The sequence below is a fragment of the Lutibacter holmesii genome (assembly GCF_042679665.1).
Lineage (GTDB): Bacteria > Bacteroidota > Bacteroidia > Flavobacteriales > Flavobacteriaceae > Lutibacter > Lutibacter holmesii.
Map to the genome: position 1 here is coordinate 61,230 of NZ_JBHTMV010000006.1, position 21,712 is coordinate 82,941.

The 21,712-nt window shown below is 31.2% G+C and carries 18 protein-coding genes and 2 tRNA genes; 10 read left to right on the top strand and 10 right to left on the bottom strand.

The window, feature by feature from the left end; translation table 11 throughout:
* Positions 1 to 13 precede the first annotated feature (13 nt).
* The 5 genes from ACFQ5N_RS11935 to ACFQ5N_RS11955 all read left to right on the top strand — a co-directional run bounded on the left by ACFQ5N_RS11935 (position 14) and on the right by ACFQ5N_RS11955 (position 4,305).
* Positions 14 to 754: an MlaE family ABC transporter permease gene (locus tag ACFQ5N_RS11935; RefSeq protein ID WP_386809800.1), complete on the top strand. Its 741-nt coding sequence runs from the start codon at positions 14 to 16 to the stop codon at positions 752 to 754.
* On the top strand, positions 755 to 1,525 hold the full coding sequence (locus ACFQ5N_RS11940) for an ABC transporter ATP-binding protein (protein ID WP_386809802.1): 771 nt from the start codon (positions 755 to 757) through the stop codon (positions 1,523 to 1,525).
* A 59-nt stretch (positions 1,526 to 1,584) separates the two neighbouring features.
* A tRNA-Lys gene (locus tag ACFQ5N_RS11945) sits at positions 1,585 to 1,657 on the top strand.
* Between the two features lie 45 nt (positions 1,658 to 1,702).
* Positions 1,703 to 1,783 (top strand) — tRNA-Tyr (locus ACFQ5N_RS11950).
* Positions 1,784 to 1,896: 113 nt separating this feature from the next.
* Positions 1,897 to 4,305: a TonB-dependent receptor gene (locus ACFQ5N_RS11955; protein WP_386809804.1), complete on the top strand. Its 2,409-nt coding sequence runs from the start codon at positions 1,897 to 1,899 to the stop codon at positions 4,303 to 4,305.
* Here ACFQ5N_RS11955 and ACFQ5N_RS11960 read toward each other — a convergent pair.
* The 5 genes from ACFQ5N_RS11960 to ACFQ5N_RS11980 all read right to left on the bottom strand — a co-directional run bounded on the left by ACFQ5N_RS11960 (position 4,292) and on the right by ACFQ5N_RS11980 (position 9,670).
* On the bottom strand, positions 4,292 to 5,731 hold the full coding sequence (locus ACFQ5N_RS11960; protein WP_386809806.1) for a DUF389 domain-containing protein: 1,440 nt from the start codon (positions 5,729 to 5,731) through the stop codon (positions 4,292 to 4,294). The genes ACFQ5N_RS11955 and ACFQ5N_RS11960 overlap by 14 nt on opposite strands.
* 72 nt (positions 5,732 to 5,803) lie before the next feature.
* Positions 5,804 to 6,394 carry a SprT-like domain-containing protein gene (locus tag ACFQ5N_RS11965; RefSeq protein ID WP_386809808.1) on the bottom strand — a complete coding sequence of 197 codons (591 nt, stop codon included), beginning with the start codon at positions 6,392 to 6,394 and terminating at the stop codon, positions 5,804 to 5,806.
* 3 nt (positions 6,395 to 6,397) lie between these two features.
* On the bottom strand, positions 6,398 to 7,078 hold the full coding sequence (locus tag ACFQ5N_RS11970; protein WP_386809811.1) for an SDR family NAD(P)-dependent oxidoreductase: 681 nt from the start codon (positions 7,076 to 7,078) through the stop codon (positions 6,398 to 6,400).
* Positions 7,079 to 7,081: 3 nt separating this feature from the next.
* On the bottom strand, positions 7,082 to 8,599 hold the full coding sequence (locus tag ACFQ5N_RS11975) for a hypothetical protein (RefSeq protein WP_386809813.1): 1,518 nt from the start codon (positions 8,597 to 8,599) through the stop codon (positions 7,082 to 7,084).
* 33 nt (positions 8,600 to 8,632) lie between these two features.
* Positions 8,633 to 9,670, bottom strand: coding sequence for a glutaminyl-peptide cyclotransferase (locus ACFQ5N_RS11980; protein ID WP_386809815.1), 1,038 nt, complete (start codon positions 9,668 to 9,670; stop codon positions 8,633 to 8,635).
* A gap of 120 nt (positions 9,671 to 9,790) precedes the next feature.
* Here ACFQ5N_RS11980 and ACFQ5N_RS11985 point away from each other — a divergent pair, with 120 nt between their 5' ends.
* On the top strand, positions 9,791 to 10,042 hold the full coding sequence (locus tag ACFQ5N_RS11985; RefSeq protein ID WP_089381437.1) for a type B 50S ribosomal protein L31: 252 nt from the start codon (positions 9,791 to 9,793) through the stop codon (positions 10,040 to 10,042).
* Between the two features lie 273 nt (positions 10,043 to 10,315).
* Here the strand turns inward: ACFQ5N_RS11985 and ACFQ5N_RS11990 are convergent, their stop codons facing one another.
* The 3 genes from ACFQ5N_RS11990 to gcvP form a co-directional block, all read right to left on the bottom strand.
* Positions 10,316 to 11,971: a 2-oxo acid dehydrogenase subunit E2 gene (locus ACFQ5N_RS11990; RefSeq protein ID WP_386809818.1), complete on the bottom strand. Its 1,656-nt coding sequence runs from the start codon at positions 11,969 to 11,971 to the stop codon at positions 10,316 to 10,318.
* Positions 11,972 to 11,973: 2 nt separating this feature from the next.
* On the bottom strand, positions 11,974 to 12,966 hold the full coding sequence (gene pdhA, locus ACFQ5N_RS11995) for a pyruvate dehydrogenase (acetyl-transferring) E1 component subunit alpha (RefSeq protein ID WP_386809820.1): 993 nt from the start codon (positions 12,964 to 12,966) through the stop codon (positions 11,974 to 11,976).
* A gap of 264 nt (positions 12,967 to 13,230) precedes the next feature.
* Positions 13,231 to 16,077, bottom strand: coding sequence for an aminomethyl-transferring glycine dehydrogenase (gcvP, locus tag ACFQ5N_RS12000; protein ID WP_386809822.1), 2,847 nt, complete (start codon positions 16,075 to 16,077; stop codon positions 13,231 to 13,233).
* A gap of 328 nt (positions 16,078 to 16,405) precedes the next feature.
* On the opposite strand from gcvP, the gene ACFQ5N_RS12005 reads away from it, so the two are divergent.
* Both ACFQ5N_RS12005 and ACFQ5N_RS12010 read left to right on the top strand, forming a co-directional pair.
* Positions 16,406 to 17,041, top strand: coding sequence for a hypothetical protein (locus tag ACFQ5N_RS12005; protein ID WP_386809823.1), 636 nt, complete (start codon positions 16,406 to 16,408; stop codon positions 17,039 to 17,041).
* 17 nt (positions 17,042 to 17,058) lie between these two features.
* Positions 17,059 to 17,868 carry a class I SAM-dependent methyltransferase gene (locus ACFQ5N_RS12010; RefSeq protein WP_386809824.1) on the top strand — a complete coding sequence of 270 codons (810 nt, stop codon included), beginning with the start codon at positions 17,059 to 17,061 and terminating at the stop codon, positions 17,866 to 17,868.
* 50 nt (positions 17,869 to 17,918) lie between these two features.
* Here ACFQ5N_RS12010 and ACFQ5N_RS12015 read toward each other — a convergent pair whose 3' ends face one another.
* Both ACFQ5N_RS12015 and ACFQ5N_RS12020 read right to left on the bottom strand, forming a co-directional pair.
* Positions 17,919 to 18,692, bottom strand: a complete 774-nt coding sequence (locus tag ACFQ5N_RS12015; RefSeq protein ID WP_386809825.1) for a zinc ribbon domain-containing protein — start codon at positions 18,690 to 18,692, stop codon at positions 17,919 to 17,921.
* 1 nt (position 18,693) lies between these two features.
* Positions 18,694 to 19,788 (bottom strand): Nif3-like dinuclear metal center hexameric protein, encoded by a 1,095-nt coding sequence (locus ACFQ5N_RS12020; protein ID WP_386809826.1) that lies wholly within the window; start codon positions 19,786 to 19,788, stop codon positions 18,694 to 18,696.
* 98 nt (positions 19,789 to 19,886) lie between these two features.
* Here ACFQ5N_RS12020 and lpxK point away from each other — a divergent pair, with 98 nt between their 5' ends.
* On the top strand, positions 19,887 to 20,924 hold the full coding sequence (gene lpxK / locus ACFQ5N_RS12025; protein WP_386809828.1) for a tetraacyldisaccharide 4'-kinase: 1,038 nt from the start codon (positions 19,887 to 19,889) through the stop codon (positions 20,922 to 20,924).
* The gene (locus ACFQ5N_RS12030) at positions 20,896 to 21,705 is read left to right on the top strand and encodes a purine-nucleoside phosphorylase (RefSeq protein ID WP_386809829.1); all 810 of its coding nucleotides are present in this window, start codon (positions 20,896 to 20,898) and stop codon (positions 21,703 to 21,705) included. Before lpxK ends, ACFQ5N_RS12030 begins: the two co-directional genes overlap by 29 nt.
* The last annotated feature ends 7 nt before the right edge of the window (positions 21,706 to 21,712 follow it).

Here is a 21,712-nt window from a genome sequence, read left to right on the forward strand (position 1 = left end):
AAAAAGAAAGTAAATGAATTACGTTGAACACGTTGGCAAATATTTTTTAATGCTTAAACAAGTTTTTAAAAAACCTCAAAAATGGAAGGTGTTTAAAGAAACGTTGTTTCGAGAAATTGAAGATTTAGGTTTAAAATCACTTGGCATTGTTATGTTTATTTCCTTTTTTGTTGGAGGTGTTGTAGCTATACAAACTGCGTTAAGTGTTGAAAGCCCTTTTATACCAAGATATTTGATTGGTTTTGCCACTAAACGTTCTGTAATTTTAGAGTTTGCACCAACATTTATGTCTGTTATTTTAGCGGGTAAAGTGGGTTCGTATATCACTTCTAGCATTGGTACTATGCGAGTAACTGAACAAATTGATGCCTTAGAAGTTATGGGAATAAATTCTTTAAACTATTTGGTTTTACCTAAAATTATTGCGGTGTTGTTTTTTTACCCATTATTGATTTTATTGGCAATGTTTTTAGGAATTTATGGTGGATATATTGCAGGTTCTATTACCGATATGTTTTTTACCGAAGATTATATTTATGGAATTCAACTTGAATTTAACCCATATTTTGTGCAATACGCATTAATAAAAACAATGATTTTTGCTTTTGTTATCGCTACTATTCCGTCTTATCACGGCTATTACGTAAAAGGAGGATCTTTAGAAGTAGGAAGAGCAAGTACACAAGCAGTGGTTTGGACAAGTATTGTAATTATTTTATTGAATTATTTTTTAACACAAATGCTTTTAGGATAAATGATAGAAGTTAAAGGATTACATAAAAGTTTTAATGATATTCCTATTTTGAAAGGAGTTTCAGCAACATTTGAAAAGGGAGAAACAAATATGATTATTGGAACTAGTGGTTCTGGTAAAACGGTTTTTTTAAAGTGTTTGTTGGGATTGCATATGCCTGAAGAAGGAACAATTTCATTTGATGGTAGAATACATTCAAATTTAAATATTAAAGAACACCGTCAATTACGTAGAGAAATTGGAATGGTTTTTCAAGGAGGTGCTTTGTACGATTCTTTAACAGTGGAAGAAAATGTGATGTTTCCGTTAAAAATGTTTACAAACGACACTTTTGATGAAATGTTAAAACGCGTGAATTTTGTTTTACACAGGGTAAATTTATACGATTCTAATAAAAAGTACCCTGCACAATTATCTGGTGGAATGCAAAAAAGAGTTGCCATTGCAAGAGCCATTGTAATGAATCCAAAATACCTTTTTTGTGATGAACCAAACTCAGGTTTAGACCCGGTTACTGCTACTGTGATTGATAATTTAATTCAAGAAATTACTACAGAATATCAAATTACAACAGTAATTAATTCACATGATATGAATTCTGTCATGGAAATTGGAAAAAAAATTATTTTTTTAAAGAATGGTATAAAAGCTTGGGAAGGAAGCAATATTGAGATGTTTAAAACTGAAAATGAGGTTATTGTAGATTTTGTGTATTCTTCAAATTTATTTAAGAAAGTTAGAGAAGCATATTTAAATGAAACAAATTTTTAAAGTTGTTTGTTTATATCAAAAAAAACAATATCTTTGCAGCCGCTAAAAAGCAAAACAATGACCTGGTAGCTCAGTTGGTAGAGCACCTCCCTTTTAAGGAGGTGGTCCTGGGTTCGAGCCCCAGCCAGGTCACAAAAGCTTCTCATATAAAGGGAAGTTTTTTAGTTTTTTAACTTTGGTGAGATACTCAAGTGGCCAACGAGGGCAGACTGTAAATCTGCTGCGCAAGCTTCGAAGGTTCGAATCCTTCTCTCACCACGAGCCTTAAATGATTTCATTTAAGGCTTTTTTTAGTTCTAAGTTTAAAATGTTTAACTAAAAGTAAATAAAGTTAAACAAAATTTATATCTTTGCCTAAAATTCAATTTATTATGAAAAGAAATTATTGTTTTTTAGTGTGTGTGTTGTTTCTTGCAATTGCAAACGCACAAGATACAGGAGTTATTAGAGGTAAAGTTATTGATGCTCAAACTAGAGAGGTTATACCATTTGTAAATGTATTGGTTTTAGGAACTACTGTTGGAGTAACTTCAGATGAAAAAGGAGTGTTTATTTTGAATAATTCTCCGTTAGGATATATAAAACTTCAAGCTTCATTTATTGGTTATGAAACACAGATTTCTGATGATTATTTGGTTACTATTGAAAAATCACCCTATATATTATTTGAATTGAAAGTTGATAATGAACAGTTAGATGAAGTAGTTATTCAAAGTAAACTTTTTAAAAAACCAGTAGAAAACCCTATTTCATATCAATCTTTAGGGATTTCAGAAATTGAAAAAAATCCTGGAGGAGATAGAGATGTGTTAAAAGTAATACAGTCTTTTCCTGGCGTAGCTTCAAATCCTGGTTTTAGAAATGATATAATTATTCGTGGTGGTTCGCCTTCAGAAAATAAATTTTATCTAGATGGTGTTGAAGTGCCTGTAATAAATCATTTTCAAACTCAAGGTTCAACAGGTGGTCCGGTTGGTATTATAAATGCCGATTTGATAAGGAAAGCAGATTTTTATTCGAGCTCCTTTAGTGCGAATAGAGGGAACGCGTTGAGTTCTATTATTGAGTTTAGTATGAAAGAAGGAGATCCAGAGCGGATTAATGTTAGAGCTACCTTAGGAACTTCTGATGCAGGAATTACTGCAGATGGATATTTGGGTAAAAAAACTACATTTATAGCTTCTGCGCGCCAATCGTATTTAAGCGGACTTTTTAAATTGTTGAAGTTGCCTTTTTTACCAACTTATACAGATTTCCAGTTCAACGTAAAGCATAAATTAGATGCCAAAAATGAAATTTCTTTTATTGGGCTTGGCGCTATTGATACTTTTAAATTGAATGAAGATGTAAATGATGGTGTAACTGATGAGGATGATTTAAAAAGAAACGATTATATTTTAAATAATATTCCAGTTCAAAATCAATGGAATTATACTGTTGGATTATCATATAAACATTATGGTGAAAATGCTACGCAACAATTAGTGGTTAGCAGAAATCAATGGGATAATGTTGCTGATAAGTATGAGAATAATACTGGAAATCAGGAAGATTTATTGTTGAATTACGCTTCAAGAGAAACTGAAAATAAAATACGTTACGAAAATACTTCAACTTTAAAAAATAATATTAAGTTGAATTTTGGAGTAGGGTTAGAGCAGGTTGAATATTACAATGCAACTTATCAAAAAAATGCAACTTCTTCAGGTGTAGAAATTATTGATTTTTCATCAAACCTATCCATGTTTAAATACGGTGTATTTGGACAAATATCAAAAGCTTATTTCAATTCAAAATTAAACGTTTCCTTTGGAGTTCGTTTTGATGGTGTTGACTATAATGATGAAATGAAGAATTTGTTTAAGCAGTTTTCTCCAAGGCTTTCTGTTGCGTATGCATTCAATCAAAAATGGGCTGTAAACGCTTCCGCAGGTATTTACAATCAAATGCCTTCATATACAATTATGGGGTATAGAGATGCTGCTGGAATGTTAGTAAATAAAGAAAATGTTTTGGAATATATTACTGCAAATCATGTGGTTGCCGGACTTGAATTTAAGCCAAATACAAGTTCAAAAATTACCGTAGAAGGTTTTTATAAAGGCTATGATAAATACCCATTTTCGGTTAAAAATCAAATTAGTTTAGCCAATTTAGGTGCTGATTTTGGTGTTGTAGGAAATGAGGAAGTTTTGTCTATTTCTGAAGGAATAGCTTATGGTTTTGAAGTGTTTTTACAAAAGAAATCATATAGCGGATTGTATGGAATTTTATCGTATACTTTTGTGAGAAGTGAGTTTAAGGATAAAAATAATATGTTTATTCCTTCAAGTTGGGATAATAGAAATTTACTAACGGCAACAGGAGGAAAAAAGTTTGCTAAAAATTGGGAGTTAGGTGCTAAGTTTAGATTGGTAGGCGGGCAACCATTTACACCTTATGATTATGACGCTTCAGCAAATATTGAAAACTACAATGTGAATAATAGTGGTATTTTAGATTACAATCAATTAAATACGTTGCGTTTTGATGTGTACAATCAGTTAGATATAAGAATAGATAAAACGTGGTATTGGAAACATTTTGCCTTGAATTTATATGTAGATGTTCAAAACGTTTTAGGCGCTGAAACCGAGCAGCAATCATTTTTAATTCCGCAAACTGATGCCGATGGAAATTATATAATTGACCCAACAGATGATACAAAATATTTGTTAGAGGAAGTTGAAAATACTTCGGGTACAAGACTTCCTAAAGTTGGAGTAATTATTGATTTTTAGTAACAATTAAGGTGTCTAATTTTAATCGAGTTTTCAACCATTTTTTTAATTGAATTTCCTGTTGCTCTTTATTTGGAATAGAATCATACCAAGTTGTTTTAAAAACAGCAATGGTATCTATTTTTTTAAAATTGGTTGAAATTTCTTTTGCAAAACTTATACCTGCTAGGCCCGTATAATTTATTTGAGCCTCTTCACTTATTTGGATAAAAGGTATTTCATTATCAAAATATTTTGAAATTTCAGACTCTAATAATTTAATTTTCTCTTCTTTTTCTTTAATCGTTTCATCTCTAGAAGTAATCAAACGTTGGTTTTGCGAATATAAATCGGTTAAATTTTTCACCTCATTTCTAAGGTCTGAATCATCTACACCTTGGTGAAAAAGTAATTTAGTATCTGTAAGTCCATATTCATTTAGCCTTGATTTCCAACGTGCTATTTCATTTTTTGTAAGTTTATTTCCATAAACAAATATTTTAATAGAGTTGTTTTTGTAATCTATATTTTTAGAGTTTTCATCTATAATACTAATTCCATTACTTTTTATATCGTTGATAAGTTGTTGTGCAGATTGGTTAAATTGATTTTGTTTAAATAAATTAAAGAACATATAAATACTAGCCGTAAATATAATGATGGCAACAATAGAAGCCATACTTGCAATACGTTTTCTCTTGGCAGAATTGATATATTTTACCATTGGAAATTTTAAAAACTTTACAATTACAAATGTTGCCAAGGCAATAAATATGGTATTGATTGTAAATAAAAACATTGCACCACCAAAATAGGCTAAATTCCAAGTTGCTAAACCATAACCAGCGGTACATAGTGGTGGCATTAATGCAGTTGCAATGGCTACACCTGCAATTGTATTTGTTTGTTTGCTTCGTCTGCTAATTGCTATAATTAAAGCCAATCCACCTGCAATGGCAATAAATACATCACGAACATCAGGTGCGGTTCTTGCTAAAAGTTCTGGAGTTTCAGCTCTAAAAAGAGGTATTAAAAAGAATGTGAATGATGTGACCAAACTTAAGCCAATCATAACTCCTAAGTTTATTAAAGAACGTTTTAACGTGTCTATATCATTTATACCAATAGATAATCCAATTCCAAGAATTGGTCCCATTAAAGGTGAAATAAGCATTGCTCCAATTACAACAGCTGTTGAACTTACGTTTAAACCAATTGATGCTATTAAGATGGAAAAGACCAATACCCAAGCCGTATGACCTTTCATTGAAATGTTTCCTTTAATGTCTTCAATGGTACCTTTCTTATCGGTGTCTAAACGAATATCTAATAATTCAAATAAAAACTTTTTGATGCTTGCAAAAATAAATTTAGCATCACTAACCGGAGTTGGATTGTTTAAATCTGGATTGATTTGTGGTTGTTCATTGTTTTTGTTCTCTTCCATAAGTAATTGTACTAATTGTTAGTAATAAGCACTATTTTAAATGTTGCTTACAAGATAAACATTTTCTTTAATTTATTGAACTAGAAGAACTTCAGCGTTTTGGTTAAATAAATATGTTTTTTTACTATTAATTTCAACACATTCAATACGTGTTCTACGTGTATTTCCTTTTTTGTAGGTTTTATTATTGTAGGTGAATAAGCTACCTTGAGCTATTTCAAAAATAATAGTAGTATTTGATGTTGAGCTGTATTGTTTTAATTGATATGTTAATTGCACATCAGACCCTGTACTTGCTTTTGGGTTTTTTAAATAGTTGGCTAAATAGGGTAAAAGTTGCTGTGGAAAAATTGAAGGTTGTAAAAAAGGCAACATTAAATGTTGAAAATTTTGTTTCCATTCAATTCCGTGAGGTTTTACACCTTTATGTTTTTTAAACGTTGTAAAATGAGCTATTTCGTGAATAAGTGTTAATAAAAATTGGTATTCATTTAAGCTATTGTTAATGGTAATTTGAGCTTTTCCATTTTTCATTATTTTAAAATCCCCGTGTTTTGTAGCTCTTTTATTAACTATTTTTATTGGAATAGGATGCTCTAGAAGTATATTTAAAACTAGTTGTATAGAGTTTTTTGGGATATATGTTGAAAGTGATTCAGACATAAATTATGGTGTGGTTGAAGAAACTTCTAAAATTTTTCCGTTGTAAAATTTGTTTCCGGTAAGGGCAAAATTATAAATATAATCGGCCACTTCTTTTGATGAAACCGGAGCTTTGTAGCCAGGGAAGGCTTCTTCAAGCATCTCAGTTTGCACAGCTCCTAAAGCTAATGCATTAAATGAAATTCCTTCTTCTTTATATTCTTCAGCAAGCATTTCAGTAAGTGTTAATAATGCACCTTTTGAAGAGCTGTAAGCCGCTAAACCAGGAAACTTCATACTTCCTTGAACTCCGCCAATACTGCTAATATTTACTACGTGACTACCAATTTTTAAATAAGGTAGCAATTGCCTTGTTAATTCTGCAACTGCAAAAACATTTACTTTATAAACATCTAAAAAATCATTAGTTGTTAATTGACTAAATGGTTTATTTATTAGTTTTCCGGCATTGTGAATTACAATATCAACACATTTCCAGTTTTTAGAAACAAACGAAGTTACTTTTTGTAAATCATTATCATTAGATAAATCAACTGCAAGTGTTGAAATGTTTTGAAGTGCTATTTTTTTTAAAGGTTCAGCATTTCTTGATAATGCTAAAACATTGTAATTGTTTTTAGCGAATAATTGTGCCAATTCAAAACCAATTCCTCGGCTTGTTCCGGTAATAATAATATTTTTCATAAGTTATTTGTCTAAAATAATATGTTGGTAAGCGCCAATGTCTGCAGGTATTGTTCTAGAAACACCTAAAATATCAAAAGGTACTTGAGTTGATCCTGAAATGTTTGCCTTTTGAATACCTTCAGAATTTTCTCCAATACTAAGCTCGTTTGTTGCTGGAGATTTAAAGTCAGCTTCACCATTTAAAATAGTGTTTGTATAATGACTACTATCTTCAAAGTCAAATTCTGGAATTCCTTCAAAAGAGTTGTTGTAGTCATCAAACTTTATAAGATTGTTGGCAAAATAGTAATTAAAAATTGATCCTTCAACATTATTTAAAATAAGTTCAACGCTATTACTTCCATCAATTATACAGTTTGTAAAGTTTGCAGCATATAAATTACGTGTTTCAATAAAATCTTGTCCATTTTCTATATATGAATAATAATTATTGATAAGCACACTTGGGTATTGGCGCAGGCTATTACTCCAAAAATTTGTAAATGTAGCGTGTGTAAAATTGTATGTTCCGCCAATTGTACAAGCTAATGATGATTGCCCAGAGTTATTAATTACTAAATTTTCTCCTTTAATATTAGTTTCTCTACCTAAAATTCCAAAGTTAGTACTGTTGTAAATTTGTGTGTTTTTAATGGTTAGGGTAGGGGAATTGAGCGTGTTTATTGAGTCTATAATTATTCCGGCCGTAGCATTTTTAATAATTGTATTTTTTATACTATTATTCTTGCTTCCGGCGCGTAGCCAAATGGTGCCCCATTGTCCTGGAATATCACTAAAAGAAGGTTCTAAACGATCACCTTCAATAAGCACTTCTTTATTAAGTTCGCCATTTATTAACAAACTAGCGTTATTAGCTATTATTAATCCTGAATTTGAATGAAAATGAATGGTAGCACCAGCTTCAACTGTCAATGTTTTTTCTGAAGGTACTTCGCAGTAGCCATAAATAACATAAGGTTTTTCATTTGTAAACGTAGTATTCTCATCTAATTGAAAACCGTTAATAGTAATATCTTCACCATTAGAATCTGTGCCAATATGTATGGTTTCAATTATATTGTTGGTATCTTTTGAAGGGTATAAAAAATGAGCGTCTTGCACTAACGTAACCAGTTTCACATCTTGTAAATATCCGCCTCCACTAAAAACAATTGAATCCGTGTAAATTGGGTTTACAATTGCATTATAATCAATGGTAGTCTCAATAAATATAAACAGGCTGTCTTTTGCTAAAATCTCGGTGTTTTCAAAAGTTTTTCCTGCTTGTCCATCTACATTTAAGCGGTAAAAAGAGTTTTGTCCCTTTCCTAAAGCAATACTCGGAATTGAAATGTCTTTATTGCTTTTATTGTATACTTTTAAATTATAGGTGCTAGATCCAATATTGGTAAAAACAGTGTCTAAATAAACAGTGTCTTTTGAAAATGAAACTTCTCCAGAACTTAAATCGGCATTAAAATCTTTTCGGCAAGATGATAAAAAGATAAGCGTAACAATTAAAATTGAGAAAAAGCGCATTTTGAGTTTTTTGTAAATATAATTAAAAGAACCTTATTTTTTAATTAATTCAATCTCGTATAATTTATTCCAATGTTTACCGGTTACAAAAAGTCTGTTTTTTTCCTTGTCAAAGGCAATACCATTTAAAACATCATCACTTTCATCAAGTATTTGTTCTTTTGAAATTAAATCTTTCAAAGAGTTTAAGTTTGCTACACCTTCAATTTTACCGGTTTTAGGGTTGATAATTAAAATTGAATTTAATTGCCAGCGATTTGCGTAAATTTTACCGTTAATATATTCTAGCTCATTAAGTTTTTCAACTTTTTGTTTGTTTGTGTAAGCTTCAATATAGCTTTCTTCAATTAGAGTTTCTTTATTTAAAAACCAAATACGCTCAGTTCCATCTGTTTTAATTAGTTGCTCTCCATTATTTGTTAATCCCCAACCTTCTCTACTCTTGGTGTATTTAAACTCTTGTTGTTTTTCAAATGTTGTTAAATTGTAAACAAAGCCAATGCCACTTTGCCAAGTTAATTGGTAAATTTTGTCATTTAAAATTGTTATACCTTCTCCAAAATAGGTTTCATTTAAGTCTTTTTGCTGTACAATTTTACCGGTTTTTAACTCCACTTTTCTAATAGACGATTGTCCTTTTCTTCCAGTTCCTTCGTATAAAAATCCGTTATAAAACTCTAAACCTTGAGTGTAAGCGCCTTTATCATGCGGAAATGTATTTATTATTTTGTAGGTGTAAATTTCTGGTGCAGAATCTGCCATTATGTAAACAGGTTTTGTTTCTTTTTTTGTTTTGTTTTCATAAAAAATAATGGCCGTAATGGTGTGTTTTCCTAATTTATAATCAGTAACATTTAAAGTTGCAGAAAGATTATTGCTTTTAATTTTTTTACCACCAATAGAGAATTGAACAGAATCAATAGGTTTGTTTCCTTTTTCTGAAATAGAAATGGTCAATTCTTGGTTAGATTGCACACTTTTAGGAGTGTTTAAAATAAATTTGTATTCACTTTTACATGAAGATATTACAAAAATTAGGAACGCAAAACCTATAAATGATTTGTATGACATAATTTGAAACTACTTTTTTTAAATTTTTATGTAAATAAACTAAATTATTTGTTTGAAGTTTCAAAAATATGGTTAAATTTGCAGTCTTAAAAATAAAAATAGAATTAAAACGAGTTCAAAATGAAAAAAGGTATACACCCAGAAAATTATAGAATGGTAGCATTCAAAGATATGTCAAATGATGATGTATTTTTAACTCGTTCAACAGTAAATACTAAAGAAACTTTAGATGTAGACGGTGTTGAATATCCTTTAGTGAAATTAGAGATTTCAAGAACTTCTCATCCTTTTTACACAGGTAAAACTAAGTTAATTGATACTGCAGGACGTATTGACAAGTTCAAAACTAAATATGCTAAATTTAAAAAGTAATATTTTAGTTTAAGATATTAAAAAGCCTTCATATATTTTATGAAGGTTTTTTTTTGTTTTAAATTGGGCGTTACCCTTTGGGTCAGGCTTTCCGCTATATCTTTTTAATTTACTGCGTTTCATTAAAAAGGATGCCACTGCAATCCTTAACGCACCATTAATTGAAAATTATTGGTTTTAAAAACCTTTTAGTTAAATTTTACACTCTAAAAATAAAGACATAAAAAAACCCATTGTGAAAACAATGGGTTTTTAAATATATGTAATTTGAGACTATGCAATCATAGTTACTGGGTTTTCAATATACTGTTTTAGAGTATTCATAAACGCAGCACCTACGGCACCATCAATAGTTCTATGGTCACAAGCTAAAGTTAATGTCATTACATTTCCAACAGCAATTTCTCCGTTTTTAACAACTGGTTTTTGCTTAATTCCACCAACTGATAAGATAGCAGAGTTTGGTTGGTTAATAATTGATGTAAAGTGATCTACACCAAACATACCTAAGTTTGAAACTGTAAATGTAGAACCAGACATTTCATCTGGAGTTAACTTTTTGTTTTTCGCTTTAATAGCTAATTCTTTTACTTCAGCACCAATTTGAGTTAAACTCTTTGTGTCAGTAAAAGGAATTACAGGAACTACTAATCCATCTTCTATAGCAACAGCAACACCAATTGAGATGTGGTTGTTGTAAATAGTTTGTTCGCTTGTCCACTCTGTATTAATTTGTGGGTGCGATTTTAAAGCCATAGCACAAGCCTTTACAACTAAATCATTAAATGAAATTTTTGTATCAGGAATTGCGTTTATAACTTTTCTTGAAGCAATGGCATTGTCCATGTCAATATCCATTGTTACTGTAAAGTTTACAGCTGTAGTTTGCGAGTTGTCAAGAGCTTTCACAATTGCTTTACGCATTTGAGAATTCTTTACCTCAGTTTTGCTAATTTCTCCAACAGGAGCAGCAACTACAGTTGCAGCTGCAGGAGCGGCTTCAACAACAGGATTGTAGTTTTCAATATCTATTTTTACAATTCTACCACCTTCACCAGTACCTATAACTTTTGCAAGGTTAATACCTTTTTCTTCAGCTAAAGCTTTGGCTAGAGGAGAAGCTATAATACGTCCGTTCTCAGAGTTAATTGCACTTACTTTTTTTGTAGCAGTTGCAGTTGTGCTAGCAGTTGTTGTAGCTTTAGGAGCTTCTTTTACTGGAGCAGATGCTGGTGCTTCAGCTTTTTTAGGTGCTTCAGCAGTAGTTGGCGCGGCAGAACCAAATCCAGCTACTACAGCAGTTACATCAGTTCCTGCTTCACCAATAATGGCTAATAAAGAATCAACAGGTGCATTTTCACCTTCTTGCAAACCAACATATAATAATGTTCCTTCGTTAAAAGATTCAAATTCCATTGTTGCTTTGTCAGTTTCAATTTCTGCAAGGATATCTCCTTCAGCAACTACATCACCAACTTTTTTTAACCAAGAAGCAACAGTTCCATCTGTCATTGTATCACTTAAACGTGGCATTGTAACAATAGAAACGTTGTCAGGAACTACGTAAGCTTCTGCAGCTGGGGCTTCCTCTACAGGAGCAGCAGCTTCTTCTGCAGCAACTGTCGTTGCTTCTTCACTTGCAGAAGCAGCGGCAGCACCACCACCAGCTAATATTGCCGTAATATCTTCACCTTCTTCACCAATAATAGCAATTAAACTATCTACTGGTGCTGTTTGACCAACTTCTAAACCAATATGTAATAAGTATCCTTCGTTAAAAGATTCAAATTCCATGGTTGCTTTGTCTGTTTCAATTTGAGCTAGAATGTCTCCTTCTTCAACTTTATCACCTACTTTTTTTAACCATTCTGCTACAACCCCTTCAGTCATTGTATCACTTAAACGGGGCATTGTAATTATTTCTGCCATTTTTATCTATGTTTTAAAAAAGGATAATCTTCTTGTTCGTATACCATATCATATAATTGCTGAGGTTCTGGGAATGGAGATTCTTCAGCAAATTTTTGACATTCTAATACTTTTGCTTTTACTTCCGCATCCCACTCTTTTACTTGATCTTCAGTGGCATATTTTTTCTTATAGATGATATCTAAAACTTGCGTAATAGGGTCGATTTTTTTGTATTCATCAACTTCATCTTTGGTTCTATATTTTTGAGCATCACTCATAGAGTGTCCTCTATATCTATAGGTTTTAATGTCTAATAATGTTGGTCCGTCACCTCTACGTGCACGTTCAATAGCTTCGTGCATTGCTTCAGCAACTTTCATTGGATTCATTCCGTCAACTGGTCCACAAGGCATTTCATATCCTAAACCTAATTTCCAAATTTCATCGTGATTTGCAGTTCTTTCTACTGAAGTTCCCATTGCATATCCATTGTTTTCACAAATAAATACAACTGGTAATTTCCAGTTGATTGCCATGTTAAAAGTTTCGTGTAAAGAACCTTGACGAGCAGCACCATCACCAAAATAGGTTAAAGTAACACCGTCTCTATTAAAATACTTATCAGCAAAAGCCAAACCAGCACCTAATGGAATTTGTCCTCCAACAATTCCGTGTCCTCCATAAAAATTATGTTCAGGAGAAAAAATGTGCATAGAACCACCCATACCTTTAGATGTTCCTGTTACTTTTCCTAACAATTCGGCCATAATTCTTTTTGGATCAACTCCTAAGCCAATTGGTTGAACGTGATTACGGTATGCTGTAATCATTTTATCATTTTCGCCCATTGCGTGCAATGCACCAGCAAGTACAGCTTCTTGACCATTGTACAAATGTAGAAAACCTCTTACTTTTTGTTGAATGTAAAGGGCAGCTAATTTGTCCTCAAACTTTCTCCAGAAAAGCATGTCTTTATACCAATTGATATAAGTTTGTTTTGTGAATTTTTTCATTTATTTAGTGTAATAATAGATTATTTCGAAGTGCAAAAATACGACTTTACTAAGAAGTATAAAAATTATGGTAAATATTTTTTACTGTAAAGCTATTTAGGGGTGTTATTCTTAAAAATAAAATACTTTTATTGAAGTAATTTAATTAAAAACTACTTTAAAATGAGGAAATTATAAAATATGGTTTTCATTTTTTTTATAAAACAAAAAATCCCGATTAGAATCGGGACTTTTTAAGTGTGTATAAATGTTTTTAGCGCTATATTAATCCATGTAATCTTCAATAGGATTGCAAGAGCAATTTAAATTTCTATCACCAAAAGCATCATCAACTCTTCTAACTGAAGGCCAAAATTTGTTTTCTTTTATGTACGGTAATGGAAACGCTGCATGTTGACGAGAATATGGTAGTTCCCAATTATCTGCAGTTAACATTTCTTCAGTATGAGGTGCATTTTTTAAAGCCGTATTTAAGTCGCCATTTTTCATAGCGTCTATTTCACTTTTAATGCTTATTAAAGCGTCACAAAAACGATCTAATTCTTCTTTGTTTTCACTTTCAGTAGGTTCAATCATTAAGGTTCCTGCAACAGGAAATGACACTGTAGGAGCGTGGTATCCGTAATCCATTAATCGTTTTGCAACGTCTGTAACTTCAACACCATTGGCTTTAAAAGCTCTAAAATCTACAATCATTTCATGTGCTGCAAATCCGTTTTCACCTGTGTATAAAATATCGTATGATTTTTCCAAACGGGCTTTAATATAATTGGCGTTTAAAATAGCTTTTATGGTTGATTCTTTTAGCCCTTGCGCGCCTAGCATTTTAATATAACTGTATGAAATTAACAATACCAAAGCTGATCCCCAAGGAGCTGATGAAATTGCTGTAATTGGAGTTTCTCCACCTGTTGGTATTATTGGGTTTGAAGGTAAAAATGGTGCTAAATGTTTTACAACACAAATAGGGCCAACACCTGGTCCACCACCACCGTGTGGAATTGCAAATGTTTTATGTAAGTTTAAATGGCAAACATCTGCGCCAATTGTTGCAGGATTTGTTAAGCCAACTTGTGCATTCATATTTGCACCGTCCATATAAACTTGTCCGCCACGTTCGTGAATAATTTCTGTAATTTCTTTTATAGTACTTTCAAATACACCGTGTGTAGAAGGGTAAGTAACCATTAAAGCAGCTAAATTATCTTTGTGTAATTCAGCTTTTTCTCTTAAATCATCAACATCAATGTTTCCTTCTGAAGTAGATTTTGTCACCACAACTTTCATTCCTGCCATTACTGCTGAAGCAGGATTTGTTCCGTGCGCAGAGGCAGGTATCAAACAAATATTTCTATGATAATCTCCTTTAGATTCGTGATATGCTTTAATCACCATTAAACCAGCATATTCACCTTGCGCACCAGAGTTTGGTTGTAATGATGTGGCATAAAAACCAGTTATTTCGTTTAAAGCACTTTCTAAACCAACAAAAACATCTTGATATCCTTGCGCTTGTTCAACCGGAACAAATGGATGCATATTTCCCCAGTTTGGAGAACTTAAAGGCAACATTTCTGAAGCCGCATTTAATTTCATAGTACAAGAACCTAATGAAATCATAGAGTGATTTAATGATAAATCTTTACGTTCTAATTTTTTGATATAGCGCATCATTTCAGTTTCTGAATGGTATTTGTCAAAAACTTCATTACTCATAAAATTAGAGGTGCGTTTTAGTTCTGCAGGAAGTTCACCTTTAACAATTTCAGATAAAACAACTGTTTCCTTTCCTTCAGCTTCAGCTAAAATTGAAAGTATTTCATTAACATCATCAAATGTTGTGGTTTGATTGATTGAAATACTAACTTGATTTACACTTGGGTAAAAGAAATTTACACCTTTGTTTTCTGCTATTTCTTTTACTTTTAAGGTGTTGGTAACTTCAATAGTTAAGGTGTCAAAATACGTGCAGTTTAACTGTGTTAAACCTAATTTTATAAGTCCGCTATTTAAAGTAGATGTTAAATTTTGAATATTTTCAGCAATGTATGTCAATCCTTTTGGACCGTGATAAACACCGTACATACCAGCCATAACAGCTAATAAAACTTGTGCAGTACAAATATTTGAAGTTGCTTTTTCACGCTTAATATGTTGTTCACGTGTTTGCAAAGCCATACGTAAAGCGCGGTTTCCATCTTTGTCTTTAGTAATTCCTATTATTCTACCCGGAATATTACGCTTGTAAGCTTCTTTTGTTGCAAAATAAGCTGCATGCGGACCTCCGTAACCCATTGGAATTCCAAAACGTTGTGTAGTTCCAACAACAACATCAGCGCCCCATTCACCAGGAGGTATTAATAATGTTAAGCTTAATAAATCTGCAGCTACAGCAACTCTTGCTTCAACAGCAGCCGCTTTTTCAACAAAACTTTTATAGTTATGTACTTGACCGTTTTTGGAAGGGTATTGTAAAATTGCACCATAAACTTCTGCTGAAAATTCAAACTTTAAATGATCTCCAAAAATCAATTCAATACCTAAAGGAAGTGCTCTTGTTTTTAAAATATCAATAGTTTGTGGAAGTATTTCTTCAGAAACAAAAAATTGTACAGCTTTTACTTTCTTTTGAGCTCTTGATCGTGTGTTAAACAACATAATCATAGCTTCAGCTGCAGCGGTACCTTCATCTAATAATGATGCATTTGCCAACTCCATTCCTGTTAATTCAGAAACCATAGTTTGGTAATTTAACAATGCTTCTAAACGACCTTGAGCAATTTCTGCTTGGTAAGGTGTGTAGGCAGTATACCAACCCGGATTTTCTAAAATATTACGTTGAATTACACCAGGAAGAATTGTTGGGTGATAACCTAAGCCAATATAATTTTTAAATAGTTTATTTTTATTAGATAGTTCTAAAATATGGCTAGCATATTCAAATTCGCTTAATTCTTTTGGTAAGTTTAAATCGTTTTCTAATCTAATATCCGCAGGAATTGTTTTATCAATTAATTCGTCTATTGAAGAAACTCCAATAGTTTTAATCATTTCCTTAACGCCATTTTCACGTGGTCCTACGTGTCTTAAAACAAAAGAGTCTGTTCTCATTTTTTGTAATTAGTGTATAAAATTTATGGTACGCAAAAATAATTAAAAAGCAAATAGTTAATTGCTATTTTAATTACTAATTATAATATTTTGTTAACCATTATTTTATTGAATATTCAAATATTACATTTGTGGAATGCAATTATTGAAGAAAATTTTTGATTTCTACATTTTTAGTAACATTCATGTAGCTTTAGCTGGATTTTGTTTAACCAAAATAACGTTGATTAAATTTGGTTGTACTGCTTCTTTTTCTCCGTTATTTGTTGCCTTTTCAATAATTACATCTTATAACTTTATTCGGTTTTATGAAATAAAAACAGAAAAGTTGGGCAGATTTAAAGCTTGGTTTTTGAATCATAAAAATAATTTAATAGCTGTTACTATTTTTTCGCTTTTTGGAATTGGGTATGTGCTATTTTTTACATCCTTAAATGTTGAATCGCTTTTGATTTTACTTCCTTTCGCATTTATGACTGTTTTTTATGTGGTTCCTATTTTTAAGAAAAGAAATATTGAGGTTTCATTTCGTAATTTTCCAGGGATTAAAATTTTTAGTATTGCTTTTGCCTGGGCAGGAGTAACAGTATTTTTTCCTTTATATGAAAAAGGATTTGTGTTTAATACAAGCGTGTGTATTGAGTTTGTGCAACGTGTATTATTTTTAATTGCCATTACACTTCCTTTTGATATTAGAGATTTGCAATTAGACTCAAAACAGTTGCGTACAATTCCTCAAGTGCTTGGGGTAAAATACACTAAAATTTTGGGAACAATATTAATTGTAATTTTTGTACTGTTGGGGTTCGTTCAAAAAAATAATGTATCAACTACTGTTATAATTGCAATAATTACCTTGTTGTTTTTATGGTTTTCAAATGTACATAAATCAACATTTTACGCGAGTTTTTGGGTAGAAGCAATTCCAATATTTTGGTTGTGTTTAATTTTATTATTTTTATAAGATTAAAGGAAATTAGTATGGATAGCAAACACAAAAAATATTTTGAAACCAATAAAGAAACTTGGAATAAAAAAGTTAACATTCATGCAAAATCTGATTTTTATGATGTTGCAAGTTTTTTAAAAGGAAAAAGTTCTTTAAATACCTATGAATTAGATGAAGTTGGAGATGTAAAGGGGAAATCATTATTGCATTTGCAATGTCATTTTGGACAAGATACTTTAAGTTGGAGTAGGTTAGGTGCTACTTGTACAGGTATTGATTTGTCTAATGAAGGAATTAAAGAAGCCCAAAAATTAAATAACGAACTAAAATTAGATGCTACATTTATTGAAAGTAACTTGTATGATGTTCCAAAAAATGTTGAAGGCCAGTTTGATATTGTTTTTACTTCTTACGGTGTTATTGGTTGGCTACCCGATTTAAAAACTTGGGGTGAAATTATAGCCAGTAAATTAAAAAAAGGAGGTGTTTTTTATATAATTGAGTTTCATCCAATTGTTTGGATGTTTGATTTTTTACAAACACCACCAAAATTAACATATCCTTATTTAAAGAGCGAAGTTATTTATGAAGAATACCAAGGAACATATGCAAATAGCGAAGCAAACATAACAAGTAAGGAATATGGTTGGAATCACGGTTTAGGTGAAGTGGTAAATTCTTTGATAAATGCTGGTTTAGAAATTGAGTTTTTACACGAGTTTGAAAAATCACCTTACAATTGTTTTCCTGAAATGGATAAAACTAATGATGGAATGTATGTGTTAAAAGAAGCTCAAAGAATGATTCCTTTGTTGTTTTCAATTAGAGCTACTAAAAAATAAAAAAGGCTTCCAATATTTGGAAGCCTTTTTTACAATATATTTTGATACAATTAACTTAATAATTTGTCAATTTTTTCTCTTTCTTCTTCAGCTAAAGCACCATCAACTAAAATTCTACCACTGTGTTCATCAGTAATAATTTTTCTTCTACTTGCAATTTCAACTTGTCTTTGTGGTGGAATAGTAAAGAATGAACCTCCAGAAGCACCTCTTTCAATAGATACTACAGCCAATCCGTTTTTTACACTAGATCTAATTCTATTGTAAGCTTTTAATAAATGATCATCAATTGATTCAGAATATTCAGCAGACTTAGCAATTAATAAGGCTTCTTCTTTTGCAGTATCACCCATAATATCATCTAACTCAGCAATCTTATGTTTTAAAAGATCGTTGTGTTTTTCAATATTTTCTTTTGTACTATTAATTACAACGTTTTTTTGCTCAATTTTGGCTTTAAATTCTTTAATTCTTTTTTCAGCCAATTCAATTTCAAGCTCTTGGTATTCAGTTTCTTTAGCTATTGAGTTGAACTCTCTATTGTTACGAACGTTTTTTTGTTGTTCAGCATATTTTTTCACCAATGATTTAGCTTCTTCAATTACTGCTTTTTTTCCAGTAATTTCGTTTTTTAAATTAGCCAAATCGTCATCTAAATTTGCTAGTCTTTTGTTTAAACCTACAATTTCATCTTCTAAATCTTCAATTTCTAAAGGTAATTCACCTCTTACACTTTTAATTTCATCAACTCTTGAATCAATTAATTGTAAGTCGTAAAGTGCTCTTAACTTCTCTTCAACCGTAACTTCTTTCTTTTTAGCCATATTATAAGTAATATATTGGATTTGTGTTTCTTTGTGATAAAATGATTGCAAAATTATGAAATTTTTTCGTAAGAATCTCCACTAAAAGATTTTTTGTGAATTGTTCACTTTCATAATGCCCTATATCAGCTATTATAAGTTTGTCTTCAGCTTTATAAAATTCGTGGTATTTAATATCTGAAGTAATATACATATCGGCTCCTTTTGCTATTGCATTGTCAATGGCAAAACTGCCCGAACCACCTAAAACAGCTACTTTTTTAATAGGTTTGTCTAAAATTTTTGAATGACGAATTCCTTTGGCTTGCATCGTGTTTTTTACAAAGTTTAAAAACTCTGTAGCCGATTTTTCTTGAGGTAATTCACCTATCATTCCCATCCCAATTTCTTGGTGAATATTCTCTAATGTAACAATATCATAGGCAACTTCTTCGTAGGTATGTGCGTTAAAAAGTGCGGATAATATGTTTCGCTCTAGGTGTTTTTCATAAATTACACTAATAAAAGTTTCTTTTTCAGTATGTAATTTTCCTTTTTCTCCAATTGCAGGATTAGAACTTTCATTCCCTCGGTAAGTACCAAATCCTTCGGTATTAAAACTGCAAAAATCATAATTCCCTATATTTCCTGCGCCAGCTTTAAAAAGTGCCGTTCTTACTTTTTTGGCATTTTCAATAGGTGCATAGGTAGTTAGTTTTTTAATGGTATTTTTTTTCGGAATAAGAATTTGTTTATTTTTTAGCCCTAAAACATCACATATTTTGGCATTTACACCTTGAAATGAATTGTCTAAGGCTGTATGCATTGCGTAAATTGCAATGTCATTTTTAATGGCTTTTAAAACTACACGTTCTACATAATTATTACCATTTAATTTTTTTAAACCTGAAAAAATAATTGGATGGAAACTTACAATTAAATTGCAATTTTTTTCAATGGCTTCATCTACAATATTTTCTAATGTGTCTAGTGTGACTAAAACACCGGTTACATTTGTATTGTAATTTCCAACTAATAAACCAACATTATCAAATCCTTCAGCATAGCTTAACGGAGCAATTTCTTCAATGCAGGAAGTAATATCTTTTATTTTCATACTATTATTTAAGTAGTTTATACAAAGATAAATTTTACAATAGAAAGTTAGAGCATTTAAATAGAAATTTAGTAATTAGTTTCGTATTTTCGCTTTTAGTGAATTTTTTAAGAAAAATAGCATATCCATTTTCGTTGTTGTACGGTTTTATTACGAGTGTACGTAATTTTTTGTTTCATATAAATGTTTTAAAATCTACTGAATATACTACACCAACTATTGTTGTTGGTAATTTAAGTGTTGGAGGAACAGGAAAAACACCGCAAATTGAATATTTAATTCGTTTGTTGCAAAACAACTACAAAATTGCTGTTTTAAGTAGAGGTTACAAACGTAAAAGTGAAGGTTTTGTGTTGGCTGATGAATACGCTACTGCTGAAAGTATTGGTGATGAACCTTTTCAATATTATCAAAAATTTAAGAATATAATTGTTTGTGTAGAAGCCAATAGAAGAAATGGAATTGAACAATTAGAAAAATTAACTTCGCCTCCAGATATTATTTTATTAGACGATGCATTTCAGCATAGAAAAGTAAAAGGTGGATTTAATATTTTATTGACTTCATATCATAATTTATATGTTGATGACTGTATGTTACCAACAGGAAATTTAAGAGAGTCTAAATTAGGTGCAAAAAGGGCACAAGCCATAATTGTAACTAAATGTCCTGAAAATCTTTCAAAACAGCAGCAAATTAAAATTTCATCTAAATTAAAACCTCGTACTAATCAACCCGTATTTTTTACCACTATTAGTTACGATGAAACGCTGAAAGGTAGTCATGAAATGGAATTGGAGGATTTAAGAACTGCTAAAATTTTATTAATAACCGGAATTGCAAATCCGTTGCCTTTAACCAATTTTTTAAGTGAGCAACAAATAAAATTTAAGCATTTAAATTTTCCAGATCATTACAGTTTTAAAGAGAAAGATATTTTAAATATAAACCAAGCTTATAACGCTATTCAGTCAAAAAACAAGATTGTTTTAACAACTGAAAAGGATTATGTTCGTATCTTTGGCAGGTTAAAGAATGTGTATTACATTTCAATAAAAACATCATTTATAAATCATAAAAGTAGTTTTGATACTATAATAAATAATTATGTGGAACAAAGTACAGGACACCGTTAAATTTCTTCAAGAGAAAGGAATTTCTACACCAGATTACGGAATAATTTTAGGAACAGGATTGGGGAATTTAGTTGAGAAAATTGATATTGAAATTTCAATTTCATATGATGATATTCCAAACTTTCCAGTGTCTACTGTTGAAGGACATTCAGGAGAATTAATATTTGGAACTATAGGAAATAAAAAAGTTATTGCTATGCGTGGGCGCTTTCATTATTACGAAGGTTGGACAATGGAGCAAACTGTTTTTCCTGTTAGGGTAATGAAATATTTAGGTGTTGAACAATTAATTGTTTCAAATGCATCAGGTGGTGTAAATGCCAATTTTAAAGTTGGAGATATTATGCTTATCACAGATCATATTAATATGATTCCTGAGCACCCTTTACGTGGTAAAAATGATGAACGTTTTGGACCTCGTTTTGTAGATATGCATGAGCCTTATTGTAAAAAAATGATTTCAAAAATGGAAGATGTTGCAGCTAAATTAGATGTAAAAATTCATAAAGGAATTTATTTAGCACTACAAGGACCAACTTTTGAAACGCCTGCAGAGTATAAAATGGTTAAAATTTTAGGAGCTGACACTGTTGGAATGTCTACTGTGCCTGAAGTGATTGTTGCAAAACATATGGGAATGACCTGTTTTGGAATTTCTGTAATTACTGATTTAGGTGTAGAGGGAATTGTTGAATCTGTTTCTCATGAAGAAGTGCAAAAAGTTGCTAAAATTGCTGAAAAGGTTGTAGGTAAGTTAGTTGAAGAATTTGTGAAAAGTTAATTTGGCA

Excerpts from the sequence above, each read along its gene's own strand:
- ACFQ5N_RS11990 (WP_386809818.1), bottom strand. The coding sequence starts at position 11,971 with ATGGCAGAAATAATTACAATGCCCCGTTTAAGTGATACAATGACTGAA.
- ACFQ5N_RS11965 (WP_386809808.1), bottom strand. The coding sequence starts at position 6,394 with ATGTCTGAATCACTTTCAACATATATCCCAAAAAACTCTATACAACTA.
- ACFQ5N_RS11970 (WP_386809811.1), bottom strand. The coding sequence starts at position 7,078 with ATGAAAAATATTATTATTACCGGAACAAGCCGAGGAATTGGTTTTGAA.
- ACFQ5N_RS11985 (WP_089381437.1), top strand. The coding sequence starts at position 9,791 with ATGAAAAAAGGTATACACCCAGAAAATTATAGAATGGTAGCATTCAAA.
- ACFQ5N_RS11980 (WP_386809815.1), bottom strand. The coding sequence starts at position 9,670 with ATGTCATACAAATCATTTATAGGTTTTGCGTTCCTAATTTTTGTAATA.
- ACFQ5N_RS12015 (WP_386809825.1), bottom strand. The coding sequence starts at position 18,692 with ATGGCTAAAAAGAAAGAAGTTACGGTTGAAGAGAAGTTAAGAGCACTT.
- ACFQ5N_RS12010 (WP_386809824.1), top strand. The coding sequence starts at position 17,059 with ATGGATAGCAAACACAAAAAATATTTTGAAACCAATAAAGAAACTTGG.
- ACFQ5N_RS11975 (WP_386809813.1), bottom strand. The coding sequence starts at position 8,599 with ATGCGCTTTTTCTCAATTTTAATTGTTACGCTTATCTTTTTATCATCT.
- ACFQ5N_RS12030 (WP_386809829.1), top strand. The coding sequence starts at position 20,896 with ATGTGGAACAAAGTACAGGACACCGTTAAATTTCTTCAAGAGAAAGGA.
- ACFQ5N_RS11955 (WP_386809804.1), top strand. The coding sequence starts at position 1,897 with ATGAAAAGAAATTATTGTTTTTTAGTGTGTGTGTTGTTTCTTGCAATT.
- gcvP (WP_386809822.1), bottom strand. The coding sequence starts at position 16,077 with ATGAGAACAGACTCTTTTGTTTTAAGACACGTAGGACCACGTGAAAAT.
- ACFQ5N_RS11940 (WP_386809802.1), top strand. The coding sequence starts at position 755 with ATGATAGAAGTTAAAGGATTACATAAAAGTTTTAATGATATTCCTATT.
- pdhA (WP_386809820.1), bottom strand. The coding sequence starts at position 12,966 with ATGAAAAAATTCACAAAACAAACTTATATCAATTGGTATAAAGACATG.
- ACFQ5N_RS11935 (WP_386809800.1), top strand. The coding sequence starts at position 14 with ATGAATTACGTTGAACACGTTGGCAAATATTTTTTAATGCTTAAACAA.
- ACFQ5N_RS11960 (WP_386809806.1), bottom strand. The coding sequence starts at position 5,731 with ATGGAAGAGAACAAAAACAATGAACAACCACAAATCAATCCAGATTTA.
- ACFQ5N_RS12020 (WP_386809826.1), bottom strand. The coding sequence starts at position 19,788 with ATGAAAATAAAAGATATTACTTCCTGCATTGAAGAAATTGCTCCGTTA.